Origin of the sequence: Stenotrophomonas sp. 57 (assembly GCF_030291075.1) — a bacterium.
In the GTDB taxonomy this organism is placed as follows: domain Bacteria; phylum Pseudomonadota; class Gammaproteobacteria; order Xanthomonadales; family Xanthomonadaceae; genus Stenotrophomonas.
On record NZ_CP127407.1, the window covers coordinates 2379291 to 2394500 of the forward strand.

The 15210-nt window shown below is 67.1% G+C and carries 15 protein-coding genes; 5 read left to right on the forward strand and 10 right to left on the reverse strand.

Features of this window, described 5'->3' with window-relative positions; genetic code table 11:
- Window positions 1–4 precede the first annotated feature (4 nt).
- The 3 genes from QP512_RS10960 to QP512_RS10970 all read right to left on the reverse strand — a co-directional run bounded on the left by QP512_RS10960 (window position 5) and on the right by QP512_RS10970 (window position 4852).
- Window positions 5–3127 carry a TonB-dependent receptor gene (locus QP512_RS10960; protein ID WP_286068529.1) on the reverse strand — a complete coding sequence of 1041 codons (3123 nt, stop codon included), beginning with the start codon at window positions 3125–3127 and terminating at the stop codon, window positions 5–7.
- A gap of 182 nt (window positions 3128–3309) precedes the next feature.
- Window positions 3310–4266, reverse strand: a complete 957-nt coding sequence (locus QP512_RS10965; RefSeq protein ID WP_286068531.1) for a FecR domain-containing protein — start codon at window positions 4264–4266, stop codon at window positions 3310–3312.
- 82 nt (window positions 4267–4348) lie between these two features.
- The gene (locus QP512_RS10970; RefSeq protein WP_286068532.1) at window positions 4349–4852 is read right to left on the reverse strand and encodes an RNA polymerase sigma factor; all 504 of its coding nucleotides are present in this window, start codon (window positions 4850–4852) and stop codon (window positions 4349–4351) included.
- Between the two features lie 277 nt (window positions 4853–5129).
- Here QP512_RS10970 and QP512_RS10975 point away from each other — a divergent pair, with 277 nt between their 5' ends.
- Window positions 5130–5528, forward strand: a complete 399-nt coding sequence (locus tag QP512_RS10975; RefSeq protein WP_286068533.1) for an OsmC family protein — start codon at window positions 5130–5132, stop codon at window positions 5526–5528.
- A 94-nt stretch (window positions 5529–5622) separates the two neighbouring features.
- On the opposite strand, the gene QP512_RS10980 is transcribed toward QP512_RS10975, so the two are convergent.
- The 6 genes from QP512_RS10980 to QP512_RS11005 all read right to left on the reverse strand — a co-directional run bounded on the left by QP512_RS10980 (window position 5623) and on the right by QP512_RS11005 (window position 12407).
- The gene (locus QP512_RS10980) at window positions 5623–5952 is read right to left on the reverse strand and encodes a hypothetical protein (RefSeq protein WP_286068534.1); all 330 of its coding nucleotides are present in this window, start codon (window positions 5950–5952) and stop codon (window positions 5623–5625) included.
- 98 nt (window positions 5953–6050) lie between these two features.
- Entirely contained in the window at window positions 6051–7796 is a 1746-nt protein-coding gene (locus tag QP512_RS10985; protein ID WP_286068535.1) for a putative porin, read from the reverse strand.
- 42 nt (window positions 7797–7838) lie between these two features.
- On the reverse strand, window positions 7839–8504 hold the full coding sequence (locus QP512_RS10990; protein ID WP_286068536.1) for a cell envelope integrity protein TolA: 666 nt from the start codon (window positions 8502–8504) through the stop codon (window positions 7839–7841).
- 39 nt (window positions 8505–8543) lie between these two features.
- A complete protein-coding gene (locus tag QP512_RS10995) occupies window positions 8544–8957 on the reverse strand; it encodes a biopolymer transporter ExbD (protein ID WP_069138399.1) in 414 nt (137 codons plus the stop codon).
- Between the two features lie 10 nt (window positions 8958–8967).
- Entirely contained in the window at window positions 8968–10752 is a 1785-nt protein-coding gene (locus tag QP512_RS11000; protein WP_286068537.1) for a MotA/TolQ/ExbB proton channel family protein, read from the reverse strand.
- 38 nt (window positions 10753–10790) lie between these two features.
- Window positions 10791–12407, reverse strand: coding sequence for a ShlB/FhaC/HecB family hemolysin secretion/activation protein (locus QP512_RS11005; protein WP_286068539.1), 1617 nt, complete (start codon window positions 12405–12407; stop codon window positions 10791–10793).
- Window positions 12408–12608: 201 nt separating this feature from the next.
- On the opposite strand from QP512_RS11005, the gene QP512_RS11010 reads away from it, so the two are divergent.
- Window positions 12609–12944: a hypothetical protein gene (locus tag QP512_RS11010; RefSeq protein ID WP_286072035.1), complete on the forward strand. Its 336-nt coding sequence runs from the start codon at window positions 12609–12611 to the stop codon at window positions 12942–12944.
- A 90-nt stretch (window positions 12945–13034) separates the two neighbouring features.
- Here QP512_RS11010 and QP512_RS11015 read toward each other — a convergent pair whose 3' ends face one another.
- Window positions 13035–13496 carry a general secretion pathway protein gene (locus QP512_RS11015; RefSeq protein WP_286068541.1) on the reverse strand — a complete coding sequence of 154 codons (462 nt, stop codon included), beginning with the start codon at window positions 13494–13496 and terminating at the stop codon, window positions 13035–13037.
- A 103-nt stretch (window positions 13497–13599) separates the two neighbouring features.
- Between QP512_RS11015 and gspH the strand changes: the two genes are divergently transcribed.
- The 3 genes from gspH to QP512_RS11030 are packed head-to-tail and all read left to right on the forward strand — an operon-like array spanning window position 13600 to window position 15016.
- Window positions 13600–14046, forward strand: a complete 447-nt coding sequence (gspH, locus tag QP512_RS11020) for a type II secretion system minor pseudopilin GspH (RefSeq protein ID WP_286068542.1) — start codon at window positions 13600–13602, stop codon at window positions 14044–14046.
- Window positions 14043–14405, forward strand: coding sequence for a type II secretion system minor pseudopilin GspI (gene gspI / locus QP512_RS11025; protein WP_286068543.1), 363 nt, complete (start codon window positions 14043–14045; stop codon window positions 14403–14405). Before gspH ends, gspI begins: the two co-directional genes overlap by 4 nt.
- Entirely contained in the window at window positions 14402–15016 is a 615-nt protein-coding gene (locus tag QP512_RS11030) for a prepilin-type N-terminal cleavage/methylation domain-containing protein (protein WP_286068544.1), read from the forward strand. Before gspI ends, QP512_RS11030 begins: the two co-directional genes overlap by 4 nt.
- Window positions 15017–15210 lie beyond the last annotated feature (194 nt).

Genomic DNA, 15210 nt, shown 5'->3' on the forward strand with positions numbered 1-15210 from the left:
TACATCAGAAGCGCGCGGTGACGCCGAGCTTGATCGTGCGGCCCGGCGCCGGCAGCGTGGAGCGCGTGGCCGGGTCGACGTAGTAGCGGTTGCCGAGGTTGCTGCCGACCAGCTCGACGCTGGCGTGCTCGTTGAAGCGCCAGCGCGCATAGGCGTCGACGGTGGTGATGTTGCCCCAGGTGAACGGCACGTTCTGCCACAGCAGGCTGCTGCCACCGGCCAGCAGCCGGTCGCGGTACGCCTGCAGATCGGGGTTCTCGTGGCGCTGGTAGTGGACGATGCGGCTGCCCAGTTCCAACTGCTCATCGACCAGGCGCGCGCCCAGCGACAGGTTCACCGACAGCTTCGGAATCGCTTGGGTCAGCAGGTAGCCACTGACGAAGCCGTCCTGCACGCAGTTCGGGACCAGGCCACGATTGGCGTCCAGCAGCACGGCCGTGCTTTCGTCGCACACCTCGTTTTCCAGCGTGCGGGCGATGCCCAGGTCGGTGAAGAAGCGCCGGTTGTCGAAGCGCGCCTGCAGCTCGATGCCGCGAATGGTCTGCTTGTCGATGTTGTCGAACAGGAAATACGCATCACGCTCGATCACGTTGCGGGTCTTGTGCACGTAATAGGCCAGCTTGACGTCGGCATCGGCGGTGTTGCCGAACAGGCCGGAAAGGTTGTGCACGTAGCCCAGTTCGTAGTTGTAGGCGTGTTCCGGCTTGAGCGCATACAGCGGGTTGAGGCTGCTGGAGAAGGCGATGGTGCTTTCGAACATGCTCGGGAAGCGCACCGCCTCGCTGTAGCGCAGGTAGACGCGTGCGGCCGGCGACAGGCTCACCGTGGCCGAGAAACTGGGAAGCCAGGCATGGTCACGACGGCGTTCATTGCGTCCATCCACCGGTCGCGACTGCAGAGCGCTGCCGATGCTGCAGAGCAGGTCGCTGCCCGCGTAGAGCGGCAGCGCACCGGGAATCGCCGCCACATGGCCATTGAGGCAGGGGTTGGTGGCACGGCTGTAATTGCCGCTGGCATCAGGCTGCCAGGCGATGCGGTGTTCCACCGCCTGCGGCGTCTCGTAGTACGCCAGCAGGCCATGCAATGCATCGTCGATCACCGAACCCATGCCGATACTCTCCCAGAACTCACGTTCGGCCTCGAGCGCGTCGATCTCCGCCTGGAGACTGGCCGGCCGCTCGGGCAGCTCGTTGGTCCGGTAGGTCGCCTCCCTGCTGCCCACGCCCTTGGCCAGCAGCTCCGGATGCGCCTGAAGAAAGTCGTCGACCGCCCAGTACCGGCTGTAGCGCACGCCGGCATTGAGGGTGAGGAAATCGACCGGGCGCCATTCCAGGTCCAGATAGCCCTCGCCTTCCTGGCGGCGGCCGGCGCGTGGGTACATGCGCCAGCCATCGGAGGGACCGAAGTACGGGTCACGCGAGCCGAGCTTTTCGTATTGCCAGTTGCCACCCACGGTCAGGTCGAGGGTGGACTGCAGCGCGAAGCGGTTGCTCAGGGTCAGGCCGGTGCGGTCGTTGCGCGCATTGGCCAACGCGGTGTTGCGCAGGATCGGGCTGGCGTCCGGGTCCCACGCCGGGTTGCCTGGCGCGAAGTTCGGAAAGCCGCCTGCGGTGTAGGTGTCGCTGTCCGTCTCGGTGCGCCATAGATTGGCATGCAGGTCCAGCCAACGGCTGTCGGCTGGCTGGAAGCGGTACTCCAGGTTCCAGGCATCGGAGGCGACGCGGCTGAGCGGCCATTGGATGCGCCCGTAATCCGGCGCGGACAGGATGCGCGAGGGCATGATCTCGCCATAGTGAGACAGCGTGCGCCGCCAGGTGGCCTTCAACTGCTGGTCGTCGTTGATCTGCCAGCTTCCCTTCAGCAGCCAAGACGCCTGCTCGCTGGAGGTATTGGGTACTTCGTCGCCAGGCTTGAAGTAGCGCGCCAGCGTGGTGATGTAGTCGACCCCCTGGTACTCGAACTGCTCGCGCGGGTCCTGGTCGTAGTAATCGCTGCCCTTGGTCCCGGAGAAGTAGTTGCCACGCTTGCGCCAGGCGTAGGCGGCCATCAGGTCGACGCTGTCGCCGCGGTAGCCCAGTGCCAGACGCCAGGCCTGGTCCTCGCCGTCGAAGGGATTGTTGCCGCTGCGCGACTTCACCGGCACCACCAGGGTGCGGTCGTCATAGGGCGAGCTCGGCGAGCCCTGCGGGAAGCCCGGGACGGTGCGGTAGTCCTCGCCGGTGTGCAGGCGTGGCAGGCGCGGCGCCACCGCATTGCTGCTGCCTTCGATCTTCAGCTCCCCGCCGAAGCGCTCGTCTGCGGCAACGATGTCATCGACGTCGATGGTCCTGATCACCAGCGCGCCACCGATCCCGCTGTGCACATCGCGCACCAGCCCTGGCCCCTTGATGACCTGGATGCCACCAATCAGGTTGGGATCGATGTAGTTGCGGTTGCTGACGCCGTTGTAGCCCCGCCAGACCGTCAACGCCTGCTCGCCGCCGTCGATGCTGACCGGCACCCGCCCCGGCCCCTGGATGCCGCGGATGTTGATGTCCAGCGCACCGCTGTTGCGCGCGTCGCCACTGAACACCCCGACCAGATCCTTGACCACGTCGGCTGGGCTGGAGCCGCGGTAGCGCTCCACCCGGTCGCGTCCCGAGTACGCCGTGGTCAGGTCCAGTGCGAACACATCATCGTAGCCACGCCGGTCGCGGGCCTCGCCCCCTTCCGATTGCAGGCGACCGGCCACGTCCAGTGTCTCGGTCACCCGCACCCCTTCCCCCTCACCCGCCTCCGCTGCGGCCCGCAGGCTCCAGGTACCGTCGATGCCGCGCTGGGCACGCACCCCGCTGCCGCGGAGCAGCTGCTGCAGCGCCTGCATCTGGCTGTACTCACCATGCACTGCGCTGGAGCGGCGGCCTTCCACCAGGTTGCTGCGGAACGCCACCTGCACGTCGGCCTGGCGTCCAAAGGCTCGCACGGCGTCGGCCAGCGGTTGCTCCGGGATGGCGTACTGGCGCACCGGCGCGACGATCGCCGTCTGCGCCTGCACGGCCGGCACCCAGGCCAGCGGAAGCAGAGCGGTGGAGATGGCCAGGGCCAGAACGGTGGCGCGGGGATGGCAGGCAGATGCCGTGGACGGCATGGACGGGAACTCCTCAAGCGGGGCGGAACCACGGGCACATCCGGTGCCGGTGGCGTGTCTGGCTTGAGGAGAAACGGTGTTTCGCTCTGGCTATACCTCTATAGACAACGGGGCACAGTGACTGCCCACGGTTCTTTCATGTTTTTTTCATCTGGCCGGTTCGTCCATGCGCCAAAGCCGCGTCACCACAGCACCATGGCGCCGCCCGGCAGGCGCTGCACACGCAGTCCCGCCTGCGCAGCCACGGCATCGATGGCGGTGTCCGGTTGCTGCAGGTGGAACAGGCCACTCACCCGCACCTGCGCCGCCTGCCCGCCCAGCACCCACACCGGAGCGTGGCGGTAACGCGCCAGGTCGGCGATGGCCTCGGCAGCAGGCAGATTGTCGATCGCCACTTCACCGCGGCGCCAGGGCGCCAGGGCCTCGGGGTCGGCCCGGCGTGCCGGCTGCACCCAGAGACCGTCACGGAAGCTTCGTGCCTGGCCTGCGTAGAGCCGCTGAACGTTGCCCGCGCCGGGCCGCACATCGACCACGCCCTCGCTCACTTCCGTTGTGACCATGCCGTCCTGCAGGGACACGCTGAAGGCCGTGCCGATATCGCGGATCTGGCCGCCAGCAGCCTCGACCTGGAACGGCCGCGCCTCGTGCGCCACCCGGAACCACGCCTGGCCGCGCAGCAGGCGCAGCTGCCGCTGGTGGCCATTGAATGCAACTGCCAGCGCGGTGCCTGCATCCAGCACCGCCGTGCTGCCGTCCTCCAGCTGCACCACGCGCGGCGCTTCGCTGCTGCGCAGATCGCTGCGTGCCAGCAACAGCGCGTGCGGCGCAGCGGCAACCATCAGGACAACGGCGGCAGCACTGGCCAGCATCCACGGCAGTCGGCGTCGTGGCGCGATCGCGCGCAGCCCTTGGCGATCTTCGGTCAGTTCGGGCAGCGCGGCCAGCACCTCCGGCCCGGCGGCATCCAGCCCCCGCCAGAATGCCTGCTGCTGGTGCCAGGCCAGCACATGCTGCGGATCGGCCCGCAGCCAGCGCTGCAGGGTTCGGTGCTGGCGTCCGGGCAGCGGGCCTGCACTGCACCGTATCACCCAGCGCAAGGCCTGCCTGGCCTGACGCGGCGAGGGTTCGGACGTGATCATGGTTGTGGCCTGCCGCACCGCGAACGGGTGCGCTTTCCTGTTGTGACAACGGCGGGCGCGATCTGCCCACGGCAATCGCAGCTCATCGGCGTGTTCCCTGCTGGTGCTGCTGGATCAGCAGCGCCGCGCGCAGCACGTATTTGCCCACCACGCTCTTGGAGATGCCGAGGCGGGTGGCGATCTCGCGTTCACTCAGGCCCAGATACCGGTTGAGCACGAAGCATTCGCGTACCTGCGTTGGCAGCGCGAGGATGGTCTGGGCAATCTCGCGCAGCTGCGCCTGGTCCAGCGCCTGCGCCTCACCGTCGTGGCCTGAATCAGCCATGTCGGTGACGTACTCCGCCATGGCGCGCCGCTCGCGGGCGTCGGCCTGGCTGCGGTTGAGCGCGTGGTGATAGGCCATCCGGTACAGATAGCCACGCGGCTCCAGGATGGGTGGATCGCCGGGTACGCTGCTGGCCTTCAGGTACAGGTTCTGCAGCGTGTCCTCGGTACTGGCCGGGTCGAGGTAGCGCGCGATGAAGCGAGACAGCGCACGGCGCTCGCGGATCAGCAGTTCGACCAGCGCCAGGGCATTGGGAGACATAGGTGCCAAGGCCGGACCGGGGAATGATGGGCGTGATGGCGACGGTCCGGACGTGGATTGTGGGCTGCCGGGCCGCAGGCGGCAAGCCGCCGCCCCGCACATGATCCATGCAGGGCAGATCCGCGCCATGCGTGGATGGCGGCCTACGGCTCGTCCAACGCCTCGAAACACTCAGCGAGGTAATCGATCAACACGCGCACTGGCCTGCGAGCGTGGCTCGACGCTGCGGTGGGATTGGCCGAACATGACTCGGCCCTACACACAAAAGGAGATCCCGATGGCCTACGCACGCATTGTTTCGACCGCCGACGACTACCTGCACCACATCAGTAATGGCAGCTTCGATGTGGAGGCGGACGAGCCCGCCTCACTGGGCGGCCAGGGCAAGGGTTTTGCGCCGTTCGATCTGTACCTGGCGTCGTTGGCGGCCTGCACTGCCATCACCCTGCGCATGTACGCGCAGCGCAAGGGTTGGGAGCTGGGCGAGTTCCATGCCGAGCTGCGTTCGGACCGTGACGAGGATGGACGCTTCCACGTGCACCGCGTGCTGCATGCCGGCGCCGAGCTGAGCGATGCGCAGTGGCAGCGGTTGCTGGAGGTGGTGGAGAAAACACCGGTGACGCTGGTGATGCGTGAGGGTGCACGCATCACCAGTGAGCGCGGGGCTGCAGCGTAACCCCATCGATGCATGGCGTGGATCTACTGTAGAGCCGAGCCCATGCTCGGCTCCGCAGCATGCGGCCGAGCGTGGGCTCGGCTCCACATTCCGCTCAGCGCCGCGAATGCAGCACGGTGCGCTGGCGCATGGCGTTGAATTCCTGCTCCACCTGCTGGATGTCCTCGGCCTGGAAACCGGCCGCGTCCAGCAGCTGGTCGGCGGCAGCCGCCGCCAGCGGATCGTCGTCACGCTGGCGCCAGCAGCGCGCCGGCAGGAAATAGCCCACTTCGCTGCGTCCGCGCATGATCACAACCGGCCGGCCCGCATACAGCAGGAACTCCGCCAGGTGCTGGCGCAGGCCCTCCACTGAAACATAGGCCGGTCCAACACCCAGCACCTGGCTGGACGATTCGGGACTCTCGAACAGCTTGCGACGGCTCATCCACTCCTCCTTTTGAACAACGCGTGGTCTCCTTTCCCTAGACGGGCGCATCGCTGCGCCCCCGCCACGCACGACGTGACCCGCATCACGCCCGCCACTCAGAACCCGGTGTTGAACTCCAGCTGGAACACATCAATCGACAGCGGTGCACCAGACACTTCCTTGGCCGCCATCCACTTGCCGCTGATCCAGCTGCGCGCGTCCAGCGCGTAGGCGCCGCCCACGTAGTAGCCGCGGGCGTTGGTGCCGCCGAGGTGGAAGTTCGGATCGTTGTAGGCGTCCGGCAGCGCATCGGCCTCGATGTGCTTGTAGCCCAGCAGCGCCTGCCACTGGCCCTTCTCCTTGAGGTCGGTGGCGCCGAAGGTGGCCTGCACCATCCATGCCGTGTCACCACTGCGGAAGGTATCGATGCTGGCGGTACCGCCAGCGCCATAGTTGTTGACGATGCCGTTGTTGGCGCGACTGAACATGGCCTGCTTGTCGTAAGCGAGGTTGCGGACGTAGTCGCCATCCAGGCGCAGGCCAATGCCCTGGGCCAGTTGCGTATCCCAGCGCAGGTTCAGCGTGACCAGGCGGAATGCCGAAGCCAGGCCGACGTACTGCGGGGTCGGCGTGTTGGCCGGGTCCAGCGGATTGCGCGCGATGTCGCGGATCAGCATCAGGGTGTTGCCCTTCTGCATGAACACCGGGCGCGACCAGTCGGTGTCACAGCCGACTGCGCCGGCGTACAGCGCACACGGCGAGGACAGACGGCCGCTGATGTTCTTGAAGTCGTAGTAACCCAGCGCCGCACGCAGTGCATTGTCATCGTTGAAGCGCCAGTTCACACCCACCTGTGCGCCGGACAGCCACTTGTTCTCGTTCGGGGTCTTGATCTGGCTCTGGCTGGGTGCGTTGTCGGAGGTGTACTCCAGCGGCACCACCGCAAGGTTGCCGAACACATCGAGATCACCGCCGTCGAAGCCGTACTTCAGGTTGGCGGCCAGACCGTCGAAGTTCAGGTCATTGGAGAACAGCGTGTCGCTGGTCCAGAACGGATTGCCGAAGCGACCACCGCGCACCGTTACCCAGTCGGCCGGGCTGTAGGCCAGCCACGCCTGGTCCAGCCACACGTCCTTCTTGCTCAGGCCACCCCCCAGCTGCTCGGTGGTCGACACCGGGCCATTGCTGCTGCCGCTGGCCAGGCGCACGCCGGCCGTGGTGTGCTGGCCGATGGTGGCCTCGATGCCGAGGCGGGCACGGATGCGCCACAGGTTTCGGCGGTCCTGGCGGGTGTTCAGCAGGGGCGGCAACTGCAGGTTGGTGTTGGTGTTGGTGTCAAAGCCATTGCCGGCGTTGATCGACGCCCAGTTGCTCACGATGTCGCTGTTGCGCTCGGAGTAGAAGCGCGACTCGCTGCGCACGCGCATGTCACCGGTGACCTTGATGCGCTTGGTCCACTCAGCCACTTCGTTCGGTGCCGCCCAGCCCTCGGACCTGGCCTGCGCCATCACATCCTGGCGTACTTCGTCCCGAATGCCGTCGCGCACGCTCTGCGGCACGTACGGCACGCGCACGTCGCCGGCCTCCAGGGCCACGCCACCGCTGGCGGCCGAAGGTGCGGTGGTCGCGGTGCGCGATGCGGCCGCTGCTTCAGCCTCGGCCTGCAACAGCAGCGCCTGGCCGTCTTCCGGCTTCAGCGCACCGCTGGCGATCAGGCCCTTGATCAGCTTGACCATGGTGGTTTCGGCGGCCATCGCCCCCGCCGGGGCGGCCAGGCTGAGCAGCACGGCGCAGCACAGCAGCGCCCGTCGGGCCGGCCGCGGGCGGCGGGAATCGATTCGTGCGCGGTCGTGGTCGTTCATCACGGTTCTCATCCAAGGGAGGGAAATCACGGAAGTCGGGAATCAGGCGCCGGGACGGCGGCCCTGGATCAGCACGCGGGCAGGGAAATCGAGCGACGGCGGCGGTGCCTGATCGACCTTGCCGATGCGACGCAACGCATCAAGCACGGCCGCATCGGCTTCTTCGTTGCCACTGCCGCGCACCAGCTCGACCTTCTCCAGGCGTCCATCGTTGGCCAGCCACACGTTCACCTGCAGCTGGAACGCCAGTCGCTTGACCTTGTCGTCGCGCGAGATTGCCTGCTGCATCAGATAGCCGAGGTAGCGCCCGTAGGTGGCGTTGCCGGCACCACCGCGGCCGACGCCGGACGCGCCGCCGCCACTGCCCGACTGGATGCCGAAGTTGTCACCGCCGGCCTGCGCATCAGCATTCATCGTTACCGGGTCGGCGTTGTCCGGCGTTGGCGTCGGCTCTTCAGCCGGCGTCGGTTGATCCAGAGGTTCCGGCTCTGGCATCGCCTCTTCCGGTGGCGTCTCCGGCTCGGGTGGCTTTTCCGGCGGCGGTGGCGGCGGCGGAGGGGGTGGTGGCAGCGCCAGCATCGGCGGCTGCACCACCGGCCGGCGGGTGCTGGCGGTGTCCTTGAACAGCAGCCACCACACGGCAAAGCCAAGCACCAACAGCGCAGCTAGCACCAGCGCGACGGTCACCAACAGCTGGCGGCCGCGCATGCCGGGCTCCGGCCGAGGGGGTTGATGGGCCGTCATGCCTCAGCCCTGCGCCTTGCCGGTGACGAGCCCGACCTGGGCCAGCTCCAGCCGCCGCAGCAGGTCCAGCACCTCGACCACGCGCGCGTACTGGACCTGCGCATCACCCCGCACGATCACCGGGAAATCCGGCGTGGTCGCGCGCTCGGTGCGCAGGCGGTCTTCCAGCTCGGCCATCGTCACCGGGTAGGCATCCAGGAACACCTGGCCGCTGGGGTCGATGGTGATCGCCTTGGTCTTCGGCTTCTCCAGCGCGATGCTGTTGCTGGCCTTCGGCAGGTTGACCTCGATACCGGGAATGGAGGCGTTGCTGGTCAGGATGAAGATCACCAGCACCACCAGCAGCACGTCGACGAAGGGCGTCACGTTGATGCCCTTCTCGCGCTTCTTGATGCCGAACTTCGCCTTCTGGCCCATGGCGCGCCCCTCAGCCCTGGACCGTGGACGGGCCGCGCCCGTCCTGCTCTTCGGCCAGGCGTGCGGCGAACTCGTCGATGAACACCGCCATGTCGGCGCTGATCGCCTCGGCACGTGCCCCCAGGTAGTTGTAGCCGAACAGCGCTGGAATCGCGACGCCGAGGCCAGCCGCCGTACACAGCAGCGCCGCGGCCATGCCCGGTGCCACCGAGTTGATGTCCACCGCGCCGGCCATCGCTGCCACCACGAACACCAGCATGATGCCGATCACGGTACCGAACAGGCCCACATACGGCGCGCCCTCAATCGTGGTCGACAGCCAGTTCATGCGCCGCGCCATTGCCTCCTGCTCCCGCACCATCACCGCATCCATCGAGGCACGGATGGCGGCGATGGTCGCGCCGCTCAGGTAGCCACTGTTGCCGTCGCGCTGGTGCCGCTGCTGCATTTCATCGATGGCCACCTGGTAGATCCGCCACAGCGAGCCGTCGTGCATCGCGGTCGGCGCCTTGCCCTCGCGGTCCATGTCGGACAGGGTACGCAGCGGCACGCCGGACAACCTGCCGAAGCTCTCGGTGAACATCGCGTTGGCCTTGCTGGTGCGGCCGAAGTGACGCCCCTTGGCGATCATGATGGCCCACGACAGCAGCATCATCAGGCCGAGGATCGCCACCACCACCCAGGCGTCGAACGGCATGGCCTTCAGGATGAAGGCGAAGTGGCTCTGACCGGCGGACTGCTCGTCGGCACCGTAGCTGATCAGGCGCGAGTCGGCCCCCTGTGCGGTGGCATCGGCCAGCAGCAGCGCCGCGGGACGTGCCACGCGCGAGATGCGCAGCTCATCCAGTGCGCCCTCGAAATTGGCCAGCGGCTGCGCTGCACCCGGCGCATCGGCGCCCACCACGGGCGCGGTGCGCAGTGCCGGCAACTCACCACTCAACTGCGCGACCACGCGACCGTTGAGGTACAGCTGCACTGCTCCCTTCTCGGCGGTGAGTGCCACATGTGCCCACTGCCCTTCCGGTATCGGCTGCGCTGGCGTGCTGCGCTGGCCATTGAGCTGCACGAACGGCACACGGTTCTCGATGCCCAGCACCAGCTCGGAAGCGCCATCGCGGCGTGCGTAGATCGCCTGTGCGGCGTTGTTGCTGCCCGGCTTGATCCAGGCCGAGACGGTCAGCGGTGCGCCCGCTTCCTGCGCCAGCGAAGCGCTTGCGGGCAGCAGCAGCGGGGCTGCGCCCAACTGAACGCCGCGGCCGATCACCGAGCCTTCCAACGGCGGTGCCACGGCCCCGGCGTTGTTTCCATAGGCGGTGGTGTCGCGTGCCGGCGCGTTGGCCTCGGCAAAGTGGTAGACCAGCGTGTAGTCCGGGTCGAACACCTGCTGACCGTTGCCGCTGGCCGGCGCCTTCTCGTTGCCGTAGTACATCCAGATGGTCTGCGGTGCTGCGGCGCTGACCGCCGGTACATCCACCCAGACCAGGGCCAGGCCAAGCTTGGGATCGAACTGTTCGATCTGGTGGGCCAGCACGGTGCGGCCATCACCCGAGACGAAACGCAGGTCGTTGCCCGCATCCTGGGTACCATCGAAACCGAAGTTGCCGGTATGCAGGCGCAGCAGCAGCGGCGTGCGGCCCGGGTCGCCGGTCAGGCCAGCGCCCTGCGGGCCAGCGTCGACGGTGATCGGCTTGCGGTACTTCCATTCGGCCTGCCACCAATTGGCATCGGCCGCAGCGGCGGGCAACGCAACCAGCGCGGCCAGCAGCAGCAACACTCGGGAAAGCAAACGGTCCATGCGAAGGGTCTCCGGGGAACGCATGTTCAAGGAAAGGGTCAGTAGCTGGTGCTGATGTTGAAATGCAGCCGCGGGTCGTCCTTGCGCGTGACCGGGCCATCGGCGTAGGGCCAGGCGTAGTCCAGGCGCAGTTGCAGGTGTTCGCCGAGGCGCAGCTGCGCGCCCAGGCCGACCGATGCCAGGTTGTACTTGTCACGCTGTTCGGGCAGCGGCTGGCGCAGACGCAGATAGGCCGCATCGGCAAAGGTGTAGGCACGCAAGTCGGTGCCGTTCCACGGCGACCACGCCGGGGTGCGCCATTCCAGGCTCGCCAGGCCGCCGTAGTCGCCGATCGCCTCTGCCGACAGATAGCCACGCACGGTGTACATGCCACCGGCGGCGAACTGCTCGGCCGACACCAGCGGCGCATCGGTCACCTGCAGCGAGCCGCGCGCATACCATTGCCAGTCATTGCCGAAGGTGTGGGTGTTCGCCACGTCGGCCTTGAACGCCACGAAACTCGGATCGGCCCAGTAGCGCTTCTGGCCGAATGCGGTGGCATCGCTGCCATACCCGAACAGGCGGCGGGTGCCGGCCACCAGCTGGGTGTTGATGCTCAACTGGTCCTGCTCGCCCTGGCGTACGCCGACGAAGGTCAGGGTGATCGGTGCGTACTTCAGCGGCGTCTTCAGGCTCTCCTTGCCCATCTGCGTGTCTTCCTCGGTGTCCTTGAAATCCACGCCGAGGCCGAGCTGGCGCCACCACTGGCTGCTGCCTGCCAGGCGGTAGTTGAGCTTGAGGCCGATCGAATGGCCGTTGCCGATCACATTGGTGCCGGTGCCGGTACCGACCTGGCTGCCCGCATTGAGCACGCGGCTGTCGGATTTGTAGCCGGACGCTTCCAGGCTCCATGGCGTGCCTTCAAACGGCGCCATGTACGAGGCCGAGAACACCTTGGCCTGCCTGGTATCTTCCGGCGCAAGATAGACGCCGATGTTGGCGCTGTGCCCCCGCTTCCACAGGTTGTCGTACGCCAGCGACGCGCTCAGGCGCAGCTTCTCGGTGTCGGCGCTGTGGTCGTTGTTGAGTGACGCGCTGGCTCGCCACGGCGACTTCTCTTCGACCTGCAGGTCCACATCCATCGTGCCTGGCACCTGGCCCTCGCGAACCAGCGGCATCACCTGGCGGCGCCCGCCTTCATTCAGCGCAGTCAGTTCCTTCTGCGCCTGGTCGAAGTCCGGCACCTTGCCCTCGGCAAGTGCCGGCACGCGTTGGCGGATGCGCTCTGGCGATTCGTGCTTCGTTCCCACGACCCGCAGCTGGCCGATCGGTGTCTGCTGCACCTTCAGCAGCACCACGCCACCACTGACCTGCTGCTCGGGAAGCTCCACGTAGACCGACTGGTAGCCCGCCTGCTGGTACAGCGCATTGACAGCATCGCGTGCCTTCTCGACATCGGCCAGGGTCTTGCCCGGGCCGAGGAGCGGCTCCACCGCGCGCTCGATCTGGCGCGGATCGAGCACGGTGTTGCCGCGCACGATGTATTCATTGATGTTCACGCTGGGCGCAGGCGCCGCCTCCTGCGCTAACAATGGCAGCGGCATCGCCGTCAGGGCCAGCACCAGTGGATGCAGGCGCAAGGGAAGGCGGACGGCTCGGCACGGAACAGCATTCATCGAAGGCATCGCGTCGTATCGAAGGGAGTGGCCAGGGAGCGGCGCGTGGGTCTATCAACAGGACGTGTACGTCGCGTCAAAGCCGCCAACAGTTTTGTGACAGCACTGTCATCTTTTGAGAGCGCGGCAACGCATGCAGGCGGATCCTGCCTTTGCCACGCGTCTTCATTGCAGAACGTCGATTGCTGCGGGAGATCCGGGATGCGTGAATCGTTGATGGCGGGCCTGCGCGCTGCCCTCATCCTTGCGCTGTTGCTGGTGTTGCCCCCGGTGCGCGCTGTCGAGACGAAGAAGCAGGAAGACACCGCGCCCTGCATCGAAGTACAGGTCAATGGCGAGCGCATTCCGGCGTGGGACTGCCTGCAGCGCAAACTTGCGCCGGCATCGAAAGCGGCGAAATCACCGGCACTCTCCGAGGCCGAACGGCTCATGCGGCAGCCCGGCAACCAGCTGATGCAGTACAATCTGGAAGGCACGCGACAGCGCATGGGCGATGCCTTTGGTCGTTCGGTGGTACCGCAGCGTCCGGCGCGCTGAGCCTGCGCCCTTGTAGAGCCGAGCCCATGCTCGGCTGTCTTTGCATTCATCGGCGATGCCGCGCAGGAGCAGCCGAGCGTAGGCTCGGCTCTACAGTGCAACCGGCACGATGCCATCGCTTGGCAACGGCGGCAGCTCAGGCACCGGCAGGCTGCGCGATTGCCCGGCCTGGTTCAATTCGACCGCACTGGCACTGATGCTGGCCAGCACCGTGCAGGGTCCGAGCCGTTGGCCGGGCGCATACGCTTCCGCCGGGCGCCCATCCACCGAGAGCAGGGCCAATGGCGCATGGTCACCGGCCATCACGCCCAGTACGACCACCTCCGTCTGCACTGCCCCGGGAGACAGCAGCCGTACAAGCGGCAGGGTGGCCGCCGCATCGAACATCGGCCTTGCCGGCGCATCGGCATGCGCTTCGCTGGCGGCCGCCACGGGCGCTACCGCAGACAGAGTGACGCCCCAGTAGGCCACCACGGCCAGCAGCAGCGTTGCCGCCAGCAGGGTCAGTATGCGATTGCGATCCCAGCGCCTGCCATCCATGTTCCGCACCATCGCCACGTTCGTCCCCGCCCACGCTAGCAGCTGCCGCTGACGCTTTTGTTTCATCATGCACGCCTAGGCTGGGAGGCATCGGCCAGCACAGGAGGCAACGTCGATGCAGCGCATGCCGCGTGGTTTCACCCTGCTGGAACTGATGGTGGTGCTGGTGATCATCGGCATCTGCACGGCCGGAATCGGGCTGGGCCTTGGCAGCCTGCTCGACCCGGGCCGGCAGCTGCGACAGGAAGCCGAGCGGTTGGCGCAGCGCCTGCAGGTGGCGCGCGATGAGGCGCGCATCGATGGCCGCCCCCTGCGTTGGCAGGCCGACGCCACCGGCTATCGCTTCAGCCGACGCGAAGGCAGCGGGTGGGTGACCGTTGAACGCGATGATCTGTTGCGTCCGCAGAAGTGGCAGGCAACGGGCATTGCGGTGCAGCCCGCCAGCCCTGTTGAGCTGAGCCCGGAGTGGATCGGCATCGCCTGGGAGCTTGGATTGTCGCTGGAAGGTCGCACACTGCGTCTTCGTGATGATGGCAGCGGACAGTTGCAGGTCGTGCAATGAAGCAGGCGGCACGCGGATTCACCCTGATCGAAGTGCTGATCGCATTGGCGATCGTATCGATTGCACTGGCGGCGGTGATGCGCTCGGTGGCAGTGGCGACCGACGATCAGTCACGGCTGCGTGACCGTCGCCTGGCACTGATATGTGTACAGGACCGCTGGCAGGAACTGCGCCTGAGCGGGCAGGCACCGCAGCATGCCCGGCAGCGCTGCGTGCAGGGGCGCAGCAGCTTCCTGGTGCTTCAGCATCTGGGCACCGGCAGCGACGGCCAGCCGCAGTTGGAACTGAGTGTGGTTGCCGAGGATGCTCCTCGGCAGTCGCTGGCGCGGATGCAGTTGCCATGGACGGCGGCGCAATGACGCGCGCCGTGCGTGGTTTCACCCTGATCGAGGTGATGATTGCGATCACCATCATGGGCGTACTGGCACTGATCTGCTGGCGGGCGCTCGACAGCGTGACCAACAGCGACCAGCGCCTGCGCCAGGCCGACGCCGAGACCATGACGGCGCTGCGCGTGCTGCAGCAGTTCCAGCGTGATATCGAAATGCGGGCAGACGATGCATTGATGAATGGTGCAGTGCGGCCGGCCGATCAACCGCAGCGGCTGCTGCCTCCTTCGCTGGTAAGCGAGCGGCGCCCGGATGGGAGCTTCTCGCTGGAGATCACCCGCAGTGTCGGCAGCGACGGGCTGCACTGGCAACGGGTACGCTGGTGGCGGCAAGGCGATACGCTGTGGCGGGCCAGTGGTACGGCTACGGACCAGTACCCGTTGCCGGCGGCGGAACTGTCGAAGGGCATCGCTGTGGCGCGCGGGGTGCAGCGGTTCGAGGTGCGGGCCTGGCAGCCAGGAACGGGATGGGCCGAGTTGCCGAGCGAGGGCGAGGTAATGCCGGCCACCGGCCTTGAACTGCGGCTGGGCCTGCGCGACGGACGTGGGCCGTTGAATTACCGGCGGGTGCTGGAGCTTTAGGCTGCTTCCCAAGGCAACGCATCCACGCATGGCGTGGATCTACTGGCGACCAAGGTCGGCATCTACCGTGACGCATTCGCGCGTCGCGCCTGCCGCCGGGCGCGCTCCTGCACCCGGCGGCGCCGTGTCGGTGGTCCTCACCGCTGATGGCGGCTCCCTGCCCTCCGTGCCGTCCTGGCTGGGGCCGCCACCGC